Annotated in this window: 18 protein-coding genes and 1 pseudogene; 2 read left to right on the top strand and 17 right to left on the bottom strand. The window is 68.9% G+C overall.

The features are described from left to right. Positions 1-62 precede the first annotated feature (62 nt). Positions 63-524 (bottom strand): MarR family winged helix-turn-helix transcriptional regulator, encoded by a 462-nt coding sequence (locus ABT313_RS34965; RefSeq protein WP_350862681.1) that lies wholly within the window; start codon positions 522-524, stop codon positions 63-65. A gap of 19 nt (positions 525-543) precedes the next feature. Here ABT313_RS34965 and ABT313_RS34960 point away from each other — a divergent pair, with 19 nt between their 5' ends. Continuing rightward, complete coding sequence (locus ABT313_RS34960) at positions 544-936, top strand: pyridoxamine 5'-phosphate oxidase family protein (RefSeq protein ID WP_350862678.1); 393 nt, start codon at positions 544-546, stop codon at positions 934-936. 96 nt (positions 937-1,032) lie between these two features. On the opposite strand, the gene ABT313_RS34955 is transcribed toward ABT313_RS34960, so the two are convergent. The 6 genes from ABT313_RS34955 to ABT313_RS34930 all read right to left on the bottom strand — a co-directional run bounded on the left by ABT313_RS34955 (position 1,033) and on the right by ABT313_RS34930 (position 5,411). Beyond that, positions 1,033-1,794: a DivIVA domain-containing protein gene (locus ABT313_RS34955; RefSeq protein WP_130446656.1), complete on the bottom strand. Its 762-nt coding sequence runs from the start codon at positions 1,792-1,794 to the stop codon at positions 1,033-1,035. Between the two features lie 198 nt (positions 1,795-1,992). Further along, positions 1,993-2,298, bottom strand: coding sequence for a YggT family protein (locus ABT313_RS34950; protein WP_328998849.1), 306 nt, complete (start codon positions 2,296-2,298; stop codon positions 1,993-1,995). A 50-nt stretch (positions 2,299-2,348) separates the two neighbouring features. Continuing rightward, on the bottom strand, positions 2,349-2,903 hold the full coding sequence (locus ABT313_RS34945; protein WP_350862673.1) for a cell division protein SepF: 555 nt from the start codon (positions 2,901-2,903) through the stop codon (positions 2,349-2,351). Positions 2,904-2,982: 79 nt separating this feature from the next. Beyond that, on the bottom strand, positions 2,983-3,696 hold the full coding sequence (locus ABT313_RS34940; protein WP_350862670.1) for a YggS family pyridoxal phosphate-dependent enzyme: 714 nt from the start codon (positions 3,694-3,696) through the stop codon (positions 2,983-2,985). Beyond that, positions 3,693-4,418 carry a purine nucleoside phosphorylase YfiH/LACC1 family protein gene (locus tag ABT313_RS34935; RefSeq protein ID WP_350862667.1) on the bottom strand — a complete coding sequence of 242 codons (726 nt, stop codon included), beginning with the start codon at positions 4,416-4,418 and terminating at the stop codon, positions 3,693-3,695. The genes ABT313_RS34940 and ABT313_RS34935 overlap by 4 nt, the downstream gene beginning before the upstream one ends. Positions 4,419-4,427: 9 nt before the next feature. Beyond that, positions 4,428-5,411 carry a S41 family peptidase gene (locus tag ABT313_RS34930; protein ID WP_350862664.1) on the bottom strand — a complete coding sequence of 328 codons (984 nt, stop codon included), beginning with the start codon at positions 5,409-5,411 and terminating at the stop codon, positions 4,428-4,430. 57 nt (positions 5,412-5,468) lie between these two features. Here ABT313_RS34930 and ABT313_RS34925 point away from each other — a divergent pair, with 57 nt between their 5' ends. Further along, positions 5,469-5,984 (top strand): ArsR/SmtB family transcription factor, encoded by a 516-nt coding sequence (locus tag ABT313_RS34925; RefSeq protein ID WP_350862661.1) that lies wholly within the window; start codon positions 5,469-5,471, stop codon positions 5,982-5,984. Between the two features lie 280 nt (positions 5,985-6,264). Here the strand turns inward: ABT313_RS34925 and ftsZ are convergent. From ftsZ to ABT313_RS34875, 10 genes and pseudogenes are all read right to left on the bottom strand, one after another. After that, positions 6,265-7,500: pseudogene (gene ftsZ / locus ABT313_RS34920) on the bottom strand (cell division protein FtsZ); the annotation flags it as partial. 158 nt (positions 7,501-7,658) lie between these two features. Further along, entirely contained in the window at positions 7,659-8,399 is a 741-nt protein-coding gene (locus ABT313_RS34915) for a cell division protein FtsQ/DivIB (RefSeq protein WP_350862659.1), read from the bottom strand. 18 nt (positions 8,400-8,417) lie between these two features. Next, positions 8,418-9,878 carry a UDP-N-acetylmuramate--L-alanine ligase gene (gene murC, locus ABT313_RS34910; RefSeq protein ID WP_350862656.1) on the bottom strand — a complete coding sequence of 487 codons (1,461 nt, stop codon included), beginning with the start codon at positions 9,876-9,878 and terminating at the stop codon, positions 8,418-8,420. Next, positions 9,875-10,963, bottom strand: coding sequence for an undecaprenyldiphospho-muramoylpentapeptide beta-N-acetylglucosaminyltransferase (gene murG / locus ABT313_RS34905; RefSeq protein WP_350862654.1), 1,089 nt, complete (start codon positions 10,961-10,963; stop codon positions 9,875-9,877). Before murG ends, murC begins: the two co-directional genes overlap by 4 nt. 22 nt (positions 10,964-10,985) lie before the next feature. Beyond that, positions 10,986-12,236 carry a putative lipid II flippase FtsW gene (ftsW, locus tag ABT313_RS34900; protein ID WP_350862652.1) on the bottom strand — a complete coding sequence of 417 codons (1,251 nt, stop codon included), beginning with the start codon at positions 12,234-12,236 and terminating at the stop codon, positions 10,986-10,988. Positions 12,237-12,251: 15 nt separating this feature from the next. Continuing rightward, positions 12,252-13,688, bottom strand: coding sequence for a UDP-N-acetylmuramoyl-L-alanine--D-glutamate ligase (gene murD / locus ABT313_RS34895; protein WP_350862649.1), 1,437 nt, complete (start codon positions 13,686-13,688; stop codon positions 12,252-12,254). Beyond that, positions 13,685-14,719, bottom strand: a complete 1,035-nt coding sequence (gene mraY, locus ABT313_RS34890; RefSeq protein WP_502884054.1) for a phospho-N-acetylmuramoyl-pentapeptide-transferase — start codon at positions 14,717-14,719, stop codon at positions 13,685-13,687. The genes murD and mraY overlap by 4 nt, the downstream gene beginning before the upstream one ends. Positions 14,720-14,748: 29 nt before the next feature. Then, the gene (locus ABT313_RS34885) at positions 14,749-16,140 is read right to left on the bottom strand and encodes a UDP-N-acetylmuramoyl-tripeptide--D-alanyl-D-alanine ligase (protein ID WP_350862643.1); all 1,392 of its coding nucleotides are present in this window, start codon (positions 16,138-16,140) and stop codon (positions 14,749-14,751) included. After that, positions 16,137-17,720: a UDP-N-acetylmuramoyl-L-alanyl-D-glutamate--2,6-diaminopimelate ligase gene (locus tag ABT313_RS34880; protein WP_502884053.1), complete on the bottom strand. Its 1,584-nt coding sequence runs from the start codon at positions 17,718-17,720 to the stop codon at positions 16,137-16,139. Before ABT313_RS34880 ends, ABT313_RS34885 begins: the two co-directional genes overlap by 4 nt. Next, positions 17,720-19,918 (bottom strand): peptidoglycan D,D-transpeptidase FtsI family protein, encoded by a 2,199-nt coding sequence (locus ABT313_RS34875; protein WP_350862637.1) that lies wholly within the window; start codon positions 19,916-19,918, stop codon positions 17,720-17,722. Before ABT313_RS34875 ends, ABT313_RS34880 begins: the two co-directional genes overlap by 1 nt. Positions 19,919-19,922: the final 4 nt, after the last annotated feature.

Here is a 19,922-nt window from a genome sequence, read left to right as displayed (position 1 = left end):
GCGGCCTCGGTTCCCACCGGCACCTACGTGCACCACAAACTCACCAACTCCCACACCACGCCCTACCGCGGCGGCGGGCCGGCGCGCCCCCGGAGAGCCGGGCTCGCGCCGAGGCCGTCGATCACGTCGGCGAGTAGTTGCCTCGCCTCCTCGACCCGGTCGTCGCCCAGCGACTTCCGCAGCTCGCGGTCGATGGCGGCGCGGTGTTTGCGGGCGGCATCGATTACTGCCTGGCCGTGGTCGGTCAGGTGGACCTGCTTGGCGCGGGCGTCGTCCGGGTCGGTACGACGGGCGACGTACCGGCGCGCCTGGAGATCGGCGACGGTCTTCGAGGCGGCCTGCTGGGTGACGCCAAGCTTCTCGGCCAACGTGGTGATCGTCACCGGCCCACTGACCAGATGCTGGAACACCACACCGTCGGCGAAGCGCGCATCGCCGAAGCCGTCGTCGGTCAGCCGGCGCTGCACCTCGTCGGCCAGCGCCCAGCCGGCGAACAACGAGACCAGCGACAGATCCAGGTTCATACCGCTAGAATACACAACCATGGTTGTGCAAAAGGAGTTCATCGAGCGCGCGCACCGGATCGTGTGGTGCAGCGTGGCGACCGTCGGGCCGGACCAGCGGCCGCGGAGCCGGATCCTGCACCCGATCTGGGAGCTCGACGGCGACGAGTTGACCGGCTGGATCGTGACGCGGAAGACGCCGGTGAAGGTGCGGCATCTCGCGAACAGTCGGTACCTGAGCTGCACCTACTGGGAGCCCGGTCACGAGGTGGCCGTCGCGGACTGCGAGGCGGGGTGGGTCGCGGACGTGGCGACCCGGCAGCGAGTGTGGGAGCTGTATCGGGATGCTCCGGCACCACTCGGCTATGACTTCTGGAGTGTGTTCCCCGATGGACCGGCCGGGGAATCACCCGCACTGCTCAAAAAGTCCTGACACCCTGTCACCGTGCTGGGACGGTGTGTCAAAAGTGTCCAGACATGACGAAGAGGCGGTGCCGCCGGAAAGCACCGCCTCCTCAACGAGGTTTCTTTACACGCCGTGACCGTGAGCCTGGGCGCGAGCCTCCGGGCGGAAGCCGTTGCGCGGGCTGAGCGTGTCGTCGCCGTTGCCGAGCGCCTTGAGCTGCTCGGTGAAGTACGTCTTCAGGCGGCTGCGGTACTCACGCTCGTACGCGTGCAGGTCGTCGATCGTGCGCTCGAGCTGACCCTTCTGCTTCTCCAGGGTGCCGAGCATCTGCGCACGACGCTCCGCGATCTCGCCGTCGAGCTTCTCGGCGCGGGCACGGGCCTCACCGGTCATCCGGTCGGCCTTGCCACGCGCCTCGTTCTCCAGGCGCTCCGCCTTGGCGCGGGCCTCGCCGATGATCTTGTCGGCGGTGTCCTTCGCCTCCTGGACCAGGTCGTCGGAGTGCTTGGTGGCCATCTCCAGCAGCCGGACGGCCGAGCTGGAGGCGTCGCCGACCGAGCCGGCCGCCGCAGCCGCACTCGCAGCCGCGACCGGCGGCATCACCGGTGGCTTCTCCTCCGGCTTCTCGACCACGACCGGGGGCTTGGGCTGCTGCACGACAGGCGGCAGGGCGGCGGTCTGGTCGACGACCGGCCGCTGCTGGTCCGCACCCGCGCGCTGAGCCGCCGCGAGCTTGGCCCGCAGCTCCTCGTTCTCGGCGAGAAGTCGCTCGAGCTCTGCCTCGACCTCGTCGAGGAAGGAGTCGACCTCTGTGACGTCGTAGCCCTCCCGTAGTCGGACGGGCGTGAATTGCTTCGAGCGGACGTCATCCGGCGTCAGCGGCATCTTTCACCTCGTTTGTCTGTGTCTTGGCGGAGTCCCCGTAGTGTTGCACCCCGGCGACTCAGTAGATCACGTTATCGCTTCGTTGTCTTATGACGGAATCCGGGCGGTCGACAACGGTCCTGCCCGGCGGAGCGGCCCGGTAGCCACGGCCCCGTTTTTCCCGAGACTCTACCTACCCAGTCCGCGCCGTTCTCACCCTCACAACGACCGTAAAGCCGTTGAGTTGATGGACATCGCCACCGAGACGATGACGAACAGCATCAGCATGGACAGGTCGATCCGCACCCCGCCCGCCCCGATCGGGGGCAGGATCCGCCGCAACGGCTTCAGCAGCGGATCGGTGATCGAGTAGATCAGCTCGAAGAACAGCAGCAGTGGGCCCTTCGGGTGCCACTGGGGCGCGAACATGACGATCAGACTGAGCACGAACCTCGCCACCAGTACCAGGAAGAAGGCGAGCAGCACCCAGCTGAGAACACTGAGGACGAGCGCTAGAGCATCCATGTCGTCAATGAGTGTAGAAGACGGCGGAAGGCCAGGAGCCAACCAGAGCCTCAGCTCTGGTTGTAGAACCCGTCCGCGGCGATCTTCTCCTTCTCCTCGGCGGCGACCGTGACGTTCGGCGGGCAGACCAGGAACACCTTGGTGGTGATCCGCTCGATCGATCCACGGCAGCAGAAGATCAGCCCGGCGGCGAAGTCGACCAGTCGCTTGGCGTCGGCGTGATCCATCTCGGTCAGGTTCATGATGACGGGGGTGCCGTCGCGGAAATGCTCACCGATGACGCGCGCCTCGTTGTAGCTGCGCGGGTGCACGGTGGTGATGCGGGCCAACTCGGTTACCTCCGGGGACGGCGCGACCCCGCGCCGGTCTGGGAACTTGCTGACCGTGGCGCCGCTGGTGTTCTCACGGTCCTCGCGGTGCTCGCGAGACTCGCGGCTCTCCCGGCCGGCAGGTACCGGCTCGGTCTCGTGGGAGTCCCCGTCAACGTCGTCGACTGCGTCGTCGTCGTACTCGTCGTACTCGTAGTCGTCGTACCGCGCGTTGTAGCGCTCCCCGTCCTCGACCAAGCCGAGGTACACACCCATCTTGCGCAGTGCGCCGCTCATGGCCCTCCAGCACCTCGATCCGGTTCGACGACTTCACGTACAACGGTGAGCAGTAAGCAAAACCTGCTCGATGTCGACACTAACCGAGTGAAGGACGCGTACCGAGTAAGGCGCGCCCGAGCCGGACGTGTGTCGCACCGTGCTTGATCGCGGCCTCCAGATCACCGGTCATCCCGGCCGAGATCCAGTCGGCGCCGGGGTGTTCGGAGCGTAGCCGCGACGCTACGTCCCGAAGTCCGGCGAAGGCTTCGCCCGGGTCAGATCCCAGTGGAGCGACGGCCATCACTCCGCCGAGCTCCAAGGCGTCCGCGGCCGCGATCTCAGCAGCCAATGCGGGTACGTCGGAAGGCTCGACGCCGCCCCTCCCGGCACCGGTCGCCGCCTCGGCCGACCCGTACGCCGCAAGGCTCACCTGGATCAGGCAGCGCACCGTCTTCTCCTCAGCGACCGCGGCCTTGGACAACGCTTCGACGAGTGACGACCGATCGACGGAGTGCACGATCGACGCGTTGCGGACCACGGACCGCGCCTTCTTCGACTGCAGCTGACCGACGAAGTGCCACGTGAGGTCGGTGCACTCGGGCGCCTTCACCTTGAGCTCCTGCTCGCGGTTCTCGCCGACGTCCCGGACTCCGAGGGCCGCCAGCGCCCGCACGTCGCTGACTGGGAAGGTTTTGGTGATCGCGACAAGGGTGACATCGTCCCGGGACCTCCCGGCCGCCTGACAGGCCTTCTCGATCCGCTCCTGAACGCGCAGCAGATTGCCGCGCAGCTCGCCGGAACGATCGGTCATCGCGACACCAGCTTGACCAGGCCCGCCATCCGGCCGCTGGTCGGGCCTTCGCGACGGTACGAGTACAGGTTGCCGGACTCGATCGTGCACGCGGTCGCGTCGACCACCTCGACGTCCAGCTCGGCCAGTTGCGCCTTCACACCGGCAGCCACGTCGAGCGCGGGTGTCCCCCAACTCGTCTCGGAGTACGCCGCCGGCACGCGCTCGGCGACCTCGGCCCGCATCTCTTCGGGGACCTCGTAGCACTTGCCGCACGCATACGGACCGAGTACGGCGGTGATGCGCGAGGCACCGAGGTCCCGCATCGCGTCGACGGTCGCCGGCACGATGCCGACGTACATGCCCTTGCGTCCGGAGTGAGCGGCACCGATGACGCCGTCGCCGACCAGCAACACCGGCAGACAGTCCGCGGCGCGAACGGCGAGCACGACATCGGTGCGAGTCGTTACGAGCCCGTCGGCCTTCGGGTTCTGCGCGAGCGGCAGGTCGTCGTCCGGGCCGACGACGTGGACATCGCGGCCGTGGACCTGGCTGACCCGGACGATCGCGTCGGGCTCCACTTCGAAGGCGGTCGCGGCCCGGCGGAAGTTCTCGGCGATCCGCTCGGCGTCCTCGCCGTACCCGCCGAGATTGAATTCCCCGTACGGCGGTTTGCTGGCGCCGCCGTACCGATCGGTGAAGACGACCCGGGCGGCGGAGAGAACCTCGTCGTAGCCGAACACGACTGAAGATTACCCAGCGCCGACCCCGGCACCCAGCAGCGCCCGCGCCTCGTCGGTCACACCGTTGCGCTCGGCCTCGGCCGGCAGCCCGAGCACGTGCCCGGCCGCGAGCCGACAGGCCTCGGCAAACGCCTGCTCCGCCGGTACGTCGAGATCGGGAACGACGCCGGTGCCCTCCCAGTTGGTTCCCGAGACCGAGTTAACCGAACGCGCCACCGGCACACTCGCCTCGAGCTGCTCGTGCAACTTGAACCCCTCGCGCGGATGCGCGCCGCCGCCGGTCCGCTCGCCCACGACCACCGCCCGCCCGAACTGCTGCAGGTTGTAAGCCAGCTCCTCGCCGCCTGAGAACGTCGCAGGACTGGTCAGAACCCAGATCGGCTTGCTGCCGCTGAACCGCGGCCCCGGCACGTACGGCGTGGTCCAGAACTGTCGCATCGTTCCGTCGGACGGCTTGACCAAGTCCTGCAGATGAACGGGCTCGTCGGAGTCGAGCAGATGACTGCAGACGTAGGCGACCTGATCGGGTGAGCCACCCACGCAGCGCCGCAGATCGATCAGCAACGCGTCGGTCGATGCGAGCAGCGACATCGCCGCGGTGACCGCCGGCCCGGCCAGATTGGGGGGGTAGAGCAACGGCCGGATCTCGAGCAGCCCGATGTTGCCGTCGAGGCGTTCCACCCGGGCCATCCCGCCGGCGTCGAGCTCCGCCCGGCGGCGCCAGTGCGCTTCCTCGGCCACCGGGTCCGCCTCGTCCGGCAACCCGTCGCGACGGAAGATCAGGCGCAGGTGCTTGTCGCGATTGCCGAGCTGCAGGTCGGCGGTGACCCGCTCGGCCAGCTGCTCCGGCGTACCGAGGTCGTCGTAGCGACCCTCGGCGGCTGCGGCGGCGAGCCGGTCCGCGACCTCGGCGCCGATCTCGGGAAAGACGTAGTGCTCGGCGACCAGCGCGCCCAGCCGGCCGACGACGGCCCTGATCTCTTCGGTGTCCATGGGCAGCAGTAGAGCACGCGGTTTGACAAAGCGTCAAGAATTCTCGACGCTTGATCCATGGCCGAAATTCTCGATCACCTGGAGGTGTCGAGCGCAGCGCAGTTCAAGGCGCTCGGACACCCGTTGCGGCACCGTTTGCTGTTCGCGCTCGGGCAGGAGGCAGCCACGATCAGCCAGCTGGCCGCCGCGCTCGGGACAGCCAAGGGCAACGTCGCCCATCACCTGGGCGTGCTGCGTGACGCCGGGATGGTGCACGTGGCCGAGACCCGCCAGGTGCGCGGCGGGACAGAGCAGTACTACCGGCGGTCGGCGCGACGGTTCGACTTCGTCGGCGAAGGCGCCCGGGCGACCAACACCGTCGCACTGCAGGCTGTCGCCGCCGAGCTCGAGAGCGCGGAGGACGACCCGATGTTCAACCTGCGGAACATCCGGCTGACCACCGCCCAGGCCGCGGAACTCGCCGCGACGCTGGACCGCATGGTCCACGAGCTCACCGACGCCGGCCCGGCCGAGTCGCGCTACGGCGTTCTGGTCTCCGTCTACCGGCCCCGGCAGCCGGAGCCGACTTCCTGAATTACTTCAGGAAGTCGGGGATGTCGAGGTCTTCCTCGGGCTCCGGCTTCTTCGGCTTGGGTGCACTGGGCTGCGCGGACTGGCTCGGCTGGCTCGACTGGCCGGCCGACGAGTTGCTCGGGCCGTGGGTCGGCCAGGAGTGCGGAGCGGTCGGTGACGCCGGGGTGTGCGGTGCCGGCTGGCTCGACTGCTGACCGGACTGCACGGTGCGTACGCCGTCCCCGGCCGGGGGGCGCGCGGAGTTCGTCGTGCCGACGCCGGGCCGCGGCTCGGTCGGCGCAGGCACCGGGACCGTGTCGTCGGTCGGCAACGGAGGCGTCGTCGGTGTCACGTTGGCAGCGGGCCCGCCCGGCGTTCCTTGCTGCGTGCCGGCGACAGGGTTCGTCGGCGGCTGCTGAGCCGGGGGCTGCGGCGCACTCGGGGTCTGGCTGGGCTGCGCCGGAGCAGCAGGAGCCTGGCCGGACTGCTGCGCCGGCGGCGTCGAGGTGCCGGTCATCGGGGCCGAGTAGTTCTGCGGGCGGGACGACTGCGGACGGGCCTGGTTCATCGCCTGCTCGCGGCGCTTGGGCATACCGCCGTCGAAACCGGCCGCGATCACCGTGACGCGGACCTCGTCGCCGAGCGCGTCGTCGATGACCGCGCCGAAGATGATGTTCGCGTCGGAGTGCGCGGACTCCGACACGAGCTGGGCCGCCTCGTTGATCTCGAACAGGCCCAGGTCGGACCCGCCCGCGATCGACAGCAGGACGCCGTGCGCACCCTCGATACTTGCCTCAAGCAACGGTGACGAGATGGCTGCCTCGGCAGCCGCGACCGCGCGGTCCTCGCCGCGGGACGAGCCGATGCCCATCAGCGCGGAGCCGGCGTTCGACATGACTGCCTTGACATCGGCGAAGTCGACGTTGATCAGACCGGGCGTGGTGATCAGGTCGGTGATGCCGGAAACACCCTGCAGCAGCACCTGGTCGGCCTGCTTGAACGCGTCCAGCACGGACACGGCGCGGTCGGAGATCGTCAGCAGCCGGTCGTTCGGGATCACGATCAGCGTGTCGACCTCTTCGCGGAGGGTGGCGATGCCGTCCTCCGCCTGGGTCGCCCGCCGCTTGCCCTCGAACGAGAACGGCCGGGTCACCACACCGATGGTCAGCGCACCGAGCGACCGGGCGATCCGCGCCACCACGGGCGCGCCGCCGGTGCCGGTGCCGCCGCCCTCGCCGGCGGTGACGAAGACCATGTCGGCGCCCTTCAGCGCCTCCTCGATCTCCTCGGCGTGGTCCTCGGCGGCCTTCTGCCCGATCGCCGGGTTCGCACCGGCGCCCAGGCCGCGGGTCTCCTCGCGGCCGATGTCGAGCTTGACGTCCGCGTCGCTCATCAACAGCGCTTGCGCGTCGGTGTTGATGGCGATGAACTCAACGCCCTTCAGACCGTGCTCGATCATCCGGTTGACGGCGTTCACGCCGCCCCCGCCGATGCCGACGACCTTGATGAGTGCCAGGTAGTTCTGCGGTGCCGCCACGTCCGCGCCTCTCGCCTCGTTGCTTTCCCGTTGTCCAGCGAAAAGACTGAACCTCAAGTACATGCTTAGACTTATGTCAACTTTAGATTACGCCGCACGATACGGGACGCTTCCAGCCAAATGCCACGCGCCTCGCCGCGCATCCGCGATGTGACTTGTCACCGCTTTTCCCCTTTGGTGACAGGAAGATCGGGCGCCGAGACGTCGTACACCTTCGCCTGCCGCTTCATCAGCACGCTCAGTACCCCGGCCTTGCGCTCGCTGTCATCGGAACTACCCCAAACGACCTTCACGCCCGAGCTCAGGTTGAGCGTGATCGAGTCCGGCGACGCTGCCGAGATCGAGCCCACCTGCGCCCGCAAAGTGTCCGGGAGAGCGGCCGAGACCGTCACCACCGAGTGGATCGTGACCTCGCGCCGTACGCCGGTGACCTTCGCCTCCGGCAGTCCGGCCGGCCGGTCCGGCACGGTGCGGTACGACGTACCGGTCGCGTCGACCAGTTCGTACCGCGAGCCGTCCGTGACCACCACGACCGGGACCCGTTCGGTGACGACGATCACGATCTTGTTCGGCCAGGCCCGCGTCACCTGCGCGTCCGCGACCGCCGGAATCGTCCGCACCCGGTCCGCGATCGACCGTAGGTCCACCTTCGCCAGCGGGGTGCCGATCGGGGCGGCCGCGGTCTGCTCGATCGTTGCCAGCGGCACCGTGTCGGCACCGCTGATCCGGACGCCCGAGACAGCGAGCACGGAGGAGAAGTAGAACAACCAGACGACCAGCCCGGCCACGACGAGCAGCCCGCCGCCGATCGCCCACGGCAGCCAGCTCCGCCAGCGCACCAGCCGTTGCCGGCGCGCGAACCGCTGCTGTGCCCGAGCGAGGTCAACGCTCTGGGTCATACAAGGAACCCCACCCTTTTACGAAACCACAGGCTCGGCGGGCTCCGGCGCAGACTCGCGGGTAGCCGCGCGTTCGGCCAGCAGACCAACGACTTCCGGGCCGATCAGTGTCACGTCGCCCGCGCCCAGCGTCACCACCAGGTCACCCGGCTCGGCCAGGTCCGCGACCAGCTGCGGTACGGCGGACCACGACGGCTCGAACCGGACCTGGTCCGGCTTCAGCGGCACGTGGTTCGCGATCAGCGCCCCGGTGACACCGGGCTCCGGGTCCTCGCGGGCAGCGAACACGTCCATCACCACGACCTCGTCGGCCAGCGCCAGCGACTCGGAGAACTCCTTGGCGAAGATCCGCGTCCGGCTGAACAGGTGCGGCTGGAAGCACGCGATCACGCGTCCCTCCCCCGCCACCGTGCGCGCCGCGGTCAGGTCGACGGCCAGCTCGGTCGGGTGGTGCGCGTACGAGTCGAACACCCGCACGCCGTCCTCGAGACCCTTGAACTCGAACCGCCGGCCGGTACCGGTGAACGCCGCCAGCCCTTCGGCCAGGTCGGCCGCCGAGAACCCGAGCCCGAGCCCGACGGTCAGCGCCGCCGACGCGTTCAGCGCGTTGTGCTTACCCGCCTGCTGCAGCTGCACGGTCGGCAGCTTCCGCCCCCGGTACACCGGCACGAACGACTGCGTCGCGCCGTTAGCGGTGATCTCGGTGACATGGAGATCCGCGTCCTCCGACTCGCCGTACGTCCGTACGTCGATGCCGCGGCCGCGCGCGTACTCGGCAAGCCGCCGGGCGCCCGCGTCGTCCTGGCAGATGACCATGAAGCCCTCGGGCTGCACGCGGTCGCAGAACTCCTCGAAAGCCTTGCGGTAGCTGGCCTCGTCGCCGTAGTTGTCCAGGTGGTCCGGCTCGACCGACGTGACGATCGACACCTCGGGCGTGTAGGTCAGGAACGACTTGTCCGACTCGTCCGCCTCGGCGACGAACAGGTCGCCGGTGCCGTCGTGGGCGTTCGACCCGGATTCGTTCAGGTTGCCGCCGATCGCGTACGACGGGTCGGCGCCGCAGTGCTGCAGCGCGACCGTGAGCATCGACGTCGTGGTCGTCTTGCCGTGCGTGCCGGCGACCGCGAGCGTCCGGCGGCCGACCATCACCGAGGCGAGCGCAGCGGCCCGCGGCAGGATCGGGATCCCGGCTTCGCGGGCGGCGACCACCTCGGGGTTGGTCTCGCGGATCGCGGTCGACACCACCACCGTGTCGACGTCCTTGACGTGCTCGGCCTCGTGGCCGACCCAGCAGGTCGCGCCGAGGGCACGGAGCGCGGCGAGGACCTTGCCGTCCTTGGCGTCGGACCCGGACACCTCGATCCCGCGGGAGGCCATGATCCGGGCGATACCGGACATACCGGCCCCGCCGATTCCTACGAAGTGCACTCTGCCCAGCTTTTCGGCAGGCAGCAGCGTGTCAGGTGCGGTGACGATCACGACGCAGACCTCACCACATCCAGGATGATCCGCGCCAATCGCTCGTCGGCATCCGTCCGGATCACACCGGTCGCAGCTGTGGACATGGCTGTCAGACGCTCGCGGTCGTGCAGAAGTTGCGGCACGTTCGCGCGAACCCAGTCGGCGGTCATCGCGGCGTTGTCGATCAGCACACCTCCACCCACGTCGACCACGGGCTTGGCGTTCAGCCGCTGCTCACCGTTACCGATCGGGAGCGGTACGTAGATCGCGGGCAGCCCGACACCGGACACCTCGGTGACCGTGTTCGCGCCCGACCGGCAGACCACCAGGTCCGCGGCCGCGTAGGCCAGGTCCATCCGGTCGACGTAGTTCAGGACGACGTACGGATAACGGCCGGTCTGCGGTACTTCGAGGCTGTTCTTCGGGCCGATCGCGTGCAGGACCTGGATGCCGGCCGCCTGCAGATCCGCGGCGGCGCCGGACACGGCCTCGTTGATCTGCCGTGCGCCCTGCGACCCGCCGGTGACGAACAGCGTCGGCGCGTCCGGGTCCAGCCCGAAGAACTGCCGTGCCTCGGCCCGTAGCGCGGCCCGGTCCAGCGTCGAGATCGCGCGCCGGATCGGCAGCCCGACGTACTCGGCGTGCGGCAGCTCGCTGCCCGGGAACGACGTCTTCACGTACTGCGTGCAGTAGCGGGCGGCGAACTTGTTCGCGATCCCCGGCACCGCGTTGCCCTCGTGCACGACGATCGGCGTCTTGCGCCGCCAGGCGGCGACGTACGCCGGGGTCGAGACGTAGCCGCCGAACCCGACCAGGACGTCGGCCTTGGCCTCGTCCAGCACCCGGCGGGCCGCGCTGACCGAGGCCAGCATCTTCCCCGGTACGGCGAGCAGGGCCGGCGTGGGTTTGCGGGGCAGCGGCACCGGCGGGATCAGCTCCAGCCGGTAGCCGGCCTCCGGCACGACCCGGGTCTCGAGGCCGCGCTCGGTCCCGAGCGCGAGGATCTCGACGGTCGGGTCGATCCGGCGCAGGGCGTCGGCGGTGGCGATCAGGGGTGAGGTGTGGCCGGCGCTACCGCCGCCGGCCAGAACGATGCTGGGCACAGCTTTCAACGCTCCCGCGGGTTCACTTGTGTTGCGGCGTACGCCGCGAAGGCAGCCACCCGAACCGGGGCCGCCTGGTCTCTTTCAGGGCGGCCTGCGCGCCGGGCTCGGCCTTCGCGAAGGACAGCAGCATGCCGATCGCGATGAGGGTCGGCAGCAGTGCGGAACCACCGTACGACAAAAGCGGGAGCGGGATACCCACGATGGGTAGCAGTCCGATCACGGCGCCCAGGTTGACCAGCGTCTGGGCCATGATCCAGATGGTGATCCCGGCCGCCGCATAGCGGACGAACGGCTCGGTGTTCCGGGTCGCGATCCGCACCCCGGCGTAGGCCAGCGTGAGGAACAGCGCAAGCACGGTGAGCGACCCGACCAGGCCGAGCTCCTCACCGATCACCGAGAAGATGAAGTCGGTGTGCGCCTCCGGCAGGTTGCTCCACTTCTGCCGGCTGTTGCCGATGCCGACGCCCCACCAGCCGCCGGTCGAGAGTGCGTAGAACGAGTGGTAGGCCTGCCAGCCGACGCCCATCGGGTCCGAGAACGGGTCGAGGAACGACGTGACCCGCTGCATCCGGTACCGCTCCGAGTTCACGAAGTACGTCGCCACCGCGCCGACCACGACGATCGTCGCGACGAACAGCCGCGTCGGTGCGCCGACGATCCAGATCATGCCGATCATCACGGCCATCAGCACCAGCGCCGTACCGAGGTCGTGCTGGCCGACGACCAGCGCGATCACCAGACCGCAGACCGGCACCATCGGGACCAGCAGGTGCTTCCACTGGGTGAGCAGCTTCTCCTTGCGGGCATACAGATCCGCGCACCACATCACCATCGCCAGCTTGGCGAACTCACTCGGCTGGATCTGCAGCGGTCCGCCGAGGTTCAGCCAGTTGGTGTTGCCGTTCACGCCCACGCCGAGACCCGGGATGTAGGTCAGCACCAGCAGGAAGATCGATCCGAGCAGCGCGACGTAGGAGAGCATGCGGAAGTGCCGCGGCGTCATCCGGGAGGCGACGTACGCCATCGGCAGGCCGACCACGACCCAGATCAGTTGCCGGACGAAGATCGTGTAGCTGTTCCCGTTGACGCGCAGCGACAGCACACTCGATGCCGACAGCACCATCATCAGTCCGAGCACGAGCAACAGCCCGGTCGCGCCGAGCACGATGTGGTAGGACGTCAGCGGCCGGTCGAGCACGTCCCGGATCGCCGCGACCCAGGCCCGCTCGCTGCTCTTCCTGCCCTCGGGCTGATCCGCGATCGACGTCACGCGATCACCTCCGGATCAGTTACCGAGCGCGTGCACGGCTTCGGTGAAGGCGTCCCCACGGGCTCCGTAGTTGGCGAACATGTCCCAGGATGCGCAGCCAGGCGCGAGCAGCACGGTGTCACCCACCTGTGCGAGCTTCGCCGCCTCCCCCACCACGATCTGCATAGCTCCAGTGTCTGTTGCCTCGACGACGATCCTCGGGACATCGGGTGCGTGTCGCTCGAGAGCTTCGGCGATCACCTGCTTGTCCTGGCCCAACAGCACGACGGCCCGCAACCGTTCCCGGGCCGCGATCACCAACTCGTCGAAGCTGGCGCCCTTGGCCTGACCACCGGCGATCCACACCACGTGCTCGTAGGCGAGCAGCGAGGCCTGCGCGGCATGCGGGTTGGTTGCCTTCGAGTCGTCGACATAGTTGACCCCGGCAACCTCCGCGACGTGCGCGATCCGATGCTTGTCCGGCCGGAACCCGCGCAGCGCGTCGCGGATCGCGGTCGCCGGTACGCCGAAGGCCCGCGCCAGCGCTGCCGCGGCCAGCGCGTCCGCGATGTTGTGCGGCGCGGCCGGCGTGACGTCGGAGATCATCGCCAGCTCGAGCGCGGAGGTGGCGCGCTGCTCGACGAACGCCCGGTCCACCAGCAGGTCGTCGACGATGCCGAGCATCGACAGTCCCGGCGTACCGAGGGTGAAACCGACCGCGCGGCAGCCCTCGATCACGTCCGCGTCCATCACCAGCTGCTCGGTCGCCGGATCGGCGACGTTGTACACGCAGGCGATCTGGCAGTTCTCGAAGATGCGGCCCTTGTCCTTGGCGTACGCGTCCAACGAGCCGTGCCAGTCGACATGATCCGGCGCGATGTTCAGTACGGCTGCCGAGTGCGCCGACATCGAGTGCGTGTAGTGCAACTGGTAGCTGGACAACTCGACCGCGATCACGTCGTACGGCTCGGGGTCCATCACTGCCTCGAGCAACGGCAGCCCGACGTTGCCTGCGGCAACGGTGCGCAGACCGGCGGCCTGCAGCATCGCGGTCAGCATCTGCACCGTCGTGGTCTTGCCGTTGGTGCCGGTGATGCACAGCCACGGCGCGGCGTTCGCAGGGTCACGCAGCCGCCACGCCAGCTCGATCTCGCTCCAGATCGGCACCTCGCGCTCAGCCGCCTGGGCGAGCAGCGGCGCGTGCGGCGGTACGCCGGGAGACGTGACGACGACGTCGACCTCCTTCGGCAACTCCGCCGTACTGCCCGGGCCGAGTGTGATCGTGGCGCCGAGCGTCTCCAGGATCACTGCCTTCTCGCGCAGCGCCTCGTTGTCCCGATCGTCGAGGACGACGAGGTGCTCGGCACCGGCCTGGATCAGGGAGTCGGCGCAGGCGTAGCCCGCGGTACCGAAGCCGAGCACGACGAACCGCGTGTCCGCCCAGCCGTCGTCCGTCCGGGTTTCGAGTGTCATCCGGTCACCCATTCCGCGTAGAAGACCCCGAGTCCGATCACCACACACAAGCCCTGGATGATCCAGAACCTGATCACGATGTTGACCTGTTCCCAGCCGAGCATCTCGAAGTGGTGATGCAGCGGCGCCATCCGGAACAGGCGTTTGCCCTTGGTCACCTTGAAGTAGCCGACCTGCAGGATGACCGACGCGGTGACGATGACGAACAGTCCGCCGAGCAGCAGCACCAGCAGCTCGGTCCGGGTCATCACCGCGAAACCGGCCAGCGCACCGCCGAGCGACAGCGAGCCGGTGTCACCCATGAAGATCTTGGCCGGCGACGCGTTCCACCACAGGAAGCCGAACAGCGCACCGGTCAGACAGGCGGCGACGACGGCGAGGTCGTGTGGATCCCGGACCTCGTAACACTTGGCGCCGACGCCGTTCGCGGTCGCGCAGCTCTGGTTGAACTGCCAGATGCAGATCAGTGTGTAGGCGCCGAACACCATCATCGACGCGCCGGTCGCGAGACCGTCCAGACCGTCGACGAGGTTGACGCCGTTCGACATCCCCGCGATCAGCAGCAGGATCCAGATGATCACCAGGATGGCCGGCAGTTCCAGCCAGCCGATGTCGCGGATGAACGAGATGAACGGCGAGGCCGGCTTCTGCCCGCGCTCGTCCGGGAACTGCAGCGCGAGCACCGCGAACACCACCGCGACGAAGGTCTGGCCGGCCAGTTTCGCCTTGCTGCGCAGGCCGAGGCTGCGCTGCCGGAAGATCTTGATGAAGTCGTCCAGGAAACCGACCGCGCCCATCCCGGCGAACAGGAACAGCACCAGCAGCGCCGAGGCGCTCGGCGGCGTCATCGTGAACAGCTTCGCCGCGAAGTACCCGACGATCGTCGCGACGATGAAGACCGTGCCGCCCATGGTCGGCGTACCGCGTTTGATGTGGTGCGAGGTCGGGCCGTCGGCGCGGATCTCCTGGCCGTAGCCGCGCTTGGCCAGCCATCTGATCGCCCAGCGGGTACCGATCAGCGTCAGCACCATCGCGACGGCGCCACCGAACAGGATCGAGATCACTGCACGTCCTCCAGCAATGCGTCAGCGAGGCTGCGCAGTTTCGAGCCCTTCGAAGACTTCACGAGTACGACGTCCCCGGCGCGCAGCTCTTCGCGCAGCAACTCCAGCGCCTCGGGGATCGTGTCGACGAACACCGACTCGTTGCCCCACGAGCCTTCCAGTGAGGCGCCGAGATGGATCGGTTTCGCTCCTTCACCGACGACCAGCAACCGGTTCACGTCGAGCCGGACGACGAGGCGCCCGATCGCGTCGTGCTCGTCGGCGGAGGTGTCGCCGAGCTCGAGCATCTCGCCGAGCACCGCCCAGGTCCGGGCGCCGCGGGACCGGCCGATGGCGACCAGCGACTTCAGCGCCACGCGGGTCGAGTCCGGGTTGGCGTTGAACGCGTCGTTGATGATCGTCACGCCGTCGGCCCGCTCGGTCAGCTCCATCCGCGCCGCGGAGATCCGGGTGGCGGCGTTCAGGCCGTGGGTGATCTGCTCCGGCGTCAGGCCGATCGCCGACCCGACGGCCGCGGCGGCCAGCGCGTTCGACACGTAGTGCTCGCCGATGAACTGCAACTGCACGTCGCCACCGAAGTTCCCGATGTGCAAGGCGAACGCGGGACGTCCCTCCGCGTCGAGTTTCACGCCCTCCGCCCGGATGTCGGCCTCGGCCGCCTCCCCGAAGGTCAGCACCCGCGCCTTCGTCCGGCTCCGCATCGCGGCGACCCGGTGGTCGTCGGCGTTCAGGATCGCGATGCCGTCGGCCGGCACCGCCTCGATCAGCTCACCCTTGGCGATCGCGATGTTGTCCTGGGACCCGAACTCGCCGATGTGCGAGGTGCCGATGTTCAGCACCAGGCCGATACCCGGCGGCGTGATCCCGGTCAGGTAGGCGATGTCACCTTGGTGCCGGGTGCCCATCTCGGCGACGAGGTACTTCGTCGCCGCGGTCGCCTGCAGCGCGGTCAACGGGTGCCCGATCTCGTTGTTGAACGAGCCTTCCGGCGACACGGTCTCGCCGTACGGGCGGATCACCTGGGCGATCAGGTCCTTGGTGCTGGTCTTGCCGGACGATCCGGTCAGGGCGATGACCGTCAGGTCCGGCAGCCGGCCGACCACGAACCGGGCCAGGTCGCCGAGGGCGCGCTGGGTGTCGTCGACGACGATGCACGGGCTCCCCTCGACCGGCCGGGTGGTCAGCGCGGCGGTGACGCCGGCCGCGGTCGCCGTACCGACGAAGTCGTGCCCGTCGACGCGCTCACCGGGCAGGGCGACGAACAGCCCGCGCGGTTCGGCGGCTCGCGAATCGATCACCACCGAGCCGTCGACGACGGCCGTGGGCTCGACACCCACGAGCTCGCCGCGGACGACGTCGGCGATCTCGCCGCAACTGACAGGGATCACCGGTCTGCCTCCAACAGGTAACGCACGGTTTCGCGGTCGTCGAACGGGTGGATCACACCGCTGATCTCCTGGCCGGTCTCATGGCCCTTGCCGAGAACGACGACGGTGTCGCCGGGGCCGGCCAGCTCGATCGCGGACGCGATGGCCTGCCGGCGGTCGCCGATCTCGTGCAGGTCGACGGCCGGGACGGCCTCCCGCGCACCCTGTACGGCGGCCGCGCGGATCGTCGCCGGGTCCTCGCTGCGCGGGTTGTCGTCGGTCACGATCACCACGTCCGCCGTCCGGGCGGCGGCGGCACCCATCGCCGGCCGCTTCCACGGGTCGCGGTCACCGCCGCAGCCGACGACGGCGAACAGCCGGCCCTTGGTCGCGCCGCGCGCCGCCTTCAGCGCCAGCTCGACCGCGTCCGGGGTGTGCGCGTAGTCGACGATCACGGCCAGGCCGTCCTCGCGGGTGAACAGCTCCATCCGCCCGGGCACGGTCGCCGTACGCAGACCGGCCGCGATCGCATCGGCGGGTACGCCGGCCTGGCGCAGCATCACGGTCGCGAGCAGCGCGTTGGCGATGTTGAACTCGCCGGGCAGCGCGATCTCGACCGTCAGCGTCTCGTCCGGGCCTTGCACGTCGAACACGATGGTGCCGTGCTCGGACTGATGCCGGTTGGCCACCGTCCAGTCAGCGTCACCCTTGGTCGACACGGTCACCAGCGGTACGACGGTCTGCGCCGCGAGCCTGCGCCCGTACTCGTCGTCGATGGTCACCACGGCGACATCACACCGCTCCGGGGTGAACAGCGAGGCCTTCGCCTGGAAGTAGTCCTCGAACGTCTTGTGGAAGTCCAGATGGTCCTGGGTGAGATTGGTGAACCCGGCGACCGCGAACCGGGCACCGTCGACCCGCCCCATCGCCAGCGCGTGGCTCGACACCTCCATCGCGCACCACGCGACCGCCTGCTCCCGCATCACCGCGAACAGCGCCTGCAGGTCGGTGGCCTCCGGAGTGGTCCGGACGCTCTTCACGACCTCGTCGCCGACACGCGTTTGAATCGTCCCGATCAACGCTGCCGGACCGAGCCTGCGCAGTACTGCGTCCAGCAGGAAGCTCGTGGTGGTCTTGCCGTTGGTCCCGGTAACACCGAGGAGACGCAGCTCGCTGGTCGGCTCGCCGTAGATCCGGGACGCGACCGCGCCGAGCACGCTCCGCGGGTGGTCGACGACCAGCACCGGCAGACCGGCGGCCGACGCACGGTCGGCGCCGGCGGGGTCCGTGAGCACAGCGACCGCGCCCGCCTGCTGCGCTTTCGCGACGAATTCCGCGCCGTGCGTGACCGCACCGGGCAGAGCGGCGTACAGGTCGCCGGGGAGGACGGAACGCGAGTCGAGGGATACGCCGGTCACCGTGACCGGCGACTCTGCCGGAAACTGTGCGTGGGCGACGCTCGCGAGGTCGGCGAGGCTCACCGGCACGACGTGCCGTGGCCTGATCGCTGCGACCGCGCCGCCTGCGGCGGTAGGGGTGGACACGGGCCCTGAGGCTACCGCTCCGGACCCTGTGACTCCTACCTGACCCTGCGTCACCATCACCAGGTGATGGGAACGTCGGGCTGCTTTGCTCCGGTCGGCGGGACAACGTACTTCTGCAGCGCGTAGCTCATCACGTCTCGGAACACCGGTCCTCCTTGCAGGCCACCACCCCGAACTCCGTCACTCGGGTCGTGCAGTACGACGTAAGTAACGAAGCGCGGGTTGTCGGCCGGAGCAAATCCGGCAAAAGAAGTGGCCCACTTGCGGTAGCAGCTGCAGGCCGAGTCGACCTCCTGCGCCGTACCGGTCTTGCCGGCCACCAGGTAACCGTCGATCGCGGCCTGCGGCGCCGTGCCCTTCTTGGCGGTCACCGCCTCCATCATCGTGGCGACCTCCTTGGCGGCCTTCTCGCTCACCACCCGGTGCGGCGCCGCCGTCTGGTTCGGGACCACGGTGCCGTTCGCGTCGACGTAGTTGCGGACCAGCTTCGGCGGCACGTAGACGCCGCCGTTCGCGACCGTGTTCACCGCGGCCGTCATCTGCACCGCGTTCACCGACAGGCCCTGGCCGAAGGCGACGTTCGACCGGGTGATCTCCGGCCACTCGTCGCCGTCCATCAGCTTGCCGTTGCTCTCGCCGGGGAAGTTCAGGCCGGTCGGCTGGCCGAACCCGAAGTCGTGCAGGTACTTCACGAACTGCGGGATCCGCATCTGCTGCGCGGCCATGATCGTGCCGACGTTCGACGACTTCGCGACCACACCGGCGATGGTCAGGTTCAGCGGGCCGTGGTCCCAGTGGTCCTTGATCTTGCGCCGCTGAACCTCGATGCTGCCCGGAACCCGGAGCTTGGTGTTCAGGTCGATCAGGCCGGCGTCGGCGAGGGCGGCCATGGTGGCCACCTTCTGCACACTGCCCGGCTCGTAGGTGCGCTCGAGCGCGGGGTTGTTCAGGTCGCTGGGCTTGTACGGCTTGTTCGGGTCGAAGGTCGGGTAGTTGGCCATCGCCAGCAGCTCGCCGGATTTCACGTCCTCGACGATCACCGTGCCGGAGCTGGCCTTGTACTGCTTGACCGCCTGCTCGATCCGCTTCTCCGCGAAGAACTGCAGGTCGGTGTCCAGGGTCAGCTGGACGCCGACGCCGGGCTTGGGCTCCTCGACCGTGTGGTTCGCGTTCGGGATCTTGTTGCCCTTGGTGTCGACCTCGTACATCGCCTTGCCGTCGTGACCGGACAGCTTGTCGTTCAGGCCGTACTCGAGCCCGGACAGTCCCTTGCCGTCGGCACCCGTCACGCCGACCACGGTCGCGGCGATGCTGCCGTTCGGGTGGCTGCGGATCGGGTCGTCCTCGGTGTACAGCCCGGCCAGCAGCGGGGCGGCCTGGTCCTGCGGCTTGCCCTTGTTCTGCTGGCCGATGGTCGCGTTCGCGGCCTTGATCTCAGCCTGGATCGCGCTCCAGGTCGTCGGCGGAACATGATGCGCGAGAACGGTGTAGCGGCCCTTGCCGGTCATCGCGGCGACCAGCTTGGCGTACGTCGTACCCGTCACCTTCGGCGCGAGGATCGCGGCCAGCTGCTGCGCGACCGGCTTCGTCTGGGTCGGGTCCGCGGTGATCATCACCGCGTCCTCGGAGACTGCCAGCTCGACCCCGTTGCGGTCGGTGATGGCGCCGCGGGTCGCGTGCAGGATGAACGGCTTGGTGTTCTCCCGGGTCGCCGCCTGCGCGTAGCTGTCCGGGTCCACGCCCTGCAGCAGCACCAGCCGGCCCGCGAACAGCGACAGCACGAACGCCATCACCCCGAACGTCACCCGCAACCGAACCGCCGGACGCCCCAGCCGCAACATCCGCGGCGCCTTCGGCACCCTGCGCTTCTTGGGCCTGGGCCGAGGCCGATTCTGCGGCGGCCGCTTCTTCGCCGCTGTCTTCTTCACCGGACGTTTGGCGGTCTTCTTCGCCGCACCCTTGACCGGAGCCTGCTTGCGAGGCGCGGCACCACCGGGAGCAGGCCGCTTCGCAGCAGCCTTCTTCACCGGACGCGGGTTCGCTGCCGCCTTCTTCACCGGACGAGGCGCCGCCGCCTGCTCCTCCTCGCGGGCCTTGCGCAGCAGGCGCTCGCGGGTGGATTCGGGCCGGGACGGGGTCGTGCGGGCACTGTCCGTAGTGGACGGACGACGGGGCTGAGCCTTGCGGGGCTGGTTCTCCCGGCCCGGTGTGGCACCACGCTTGCGTGGCGGCTCGTTTCCCCGTCGATCCGTCATCCGA

The sequence above is a fragment of the Kribbella sp. NPDC000426 genome, from assembly GCF_040300265.1.
Classification (GTDB): Bacteria; Actinomycetota; Actinomycetes; order Propionibacteriales; family Kribbellaceae; genus Kribbella.
This window is presented reverse-complemented; position numbering and strand designations above follow the sequence as displayed.

Bases quoted from the DNA above. Each gene is read 5' to 3' on its own strand.
- ABT313_RS34880 (WP_502884053.1), bottom strand. From the start codon at position 17,720: ATGGTGACGCAGGGTCAGGTAGGAGTCACAGGGTCCGGAGCGGTAGCC.
- ABT313_RS34925 (WP_350862661.1), top strand. From the start codon at position 5,469: ATGGCCGAAATTCTCGATCACCTGGAGGTGTCGAGCGCAGCGCAGTTC.
- ABT313_RS34950 (WP_328998849.1), bottom strand. From the start codon at position 2,298: ATGGATGCTCTAGCGCTCGTCCTCAGTGTTCTCAGCTGGGTGCTGCTC.
- murD (WP_350862649.1), bottom strand. From the start codon at position 13,688: ATGACACTCGAAACCCGGACGGACGACGGCTGGGCGGACACGCGGTTC.
- ABT313_RS34915 (WP_350862659.1), bottom strand. From the start codon at position 8,399: ATGACCCAGAGCGTTGACCTCGCTCGGGCACAGCAGCGGTTCGCGCGC.
- ABT313_RS34875 (WP_350862637.1), bottom strand. From the start codon at position 19,918: ATGACGGATCGACGGGGAAACGAGCCGCCACGCAAGCGTGGTGCCACA.
- ABT313_RS34930 (WP_350862664.1), bottom strand. From the start codon at position 5,411: ATGGACACCGAAGAGATCAGGGCCGTCGTCGGCCGGCTGGGCGCGCTG.
- ABT313_RS34955 (WP_130446656.1), bottom strand. From the start codon at position 1,794: ATGCCGCTGACGCCGGATGACGTCCGCTCGAAGCAATTCACGCCCGTC.
- ABT313_RS34945 (WP_350862673.1), bottom strand. From the start codon at position 2,903: ATGAGCGGCGCACTGCGCAAGATGGGTGTGTACCTCGGCTTGGTCGAG.
- ABT313_RS34940 (WP_350862670.1), bottom strand. From the start codon at position 3,696: ATGACCGATCGTTCCGGCGAGCTGCGCGGCAATCTGCTGCGCGTTCAG.
- ABT313_RS34960 (WP_350862678.1), top strand. From the start codon at position 544: ATGGTTGTGCAAAAGGAGTTCATCGAGCGCGCGCACCGGATCGTGTGG.
- ABT313_RS34965 (WP_350862681.1), bottom strand. From the start codon at position 524: ATGAACCTGGATCTGTCGCTGGTCTCGTTGTTCGCCGGCTGGGCGCTG.
- mraY (WP_502884054.1), bottom strand. From the start codon at position 14,719: ATGGTGCTGACGCTGATCGGTACCCGCTGGGCGATCAGATGGCTGGCC.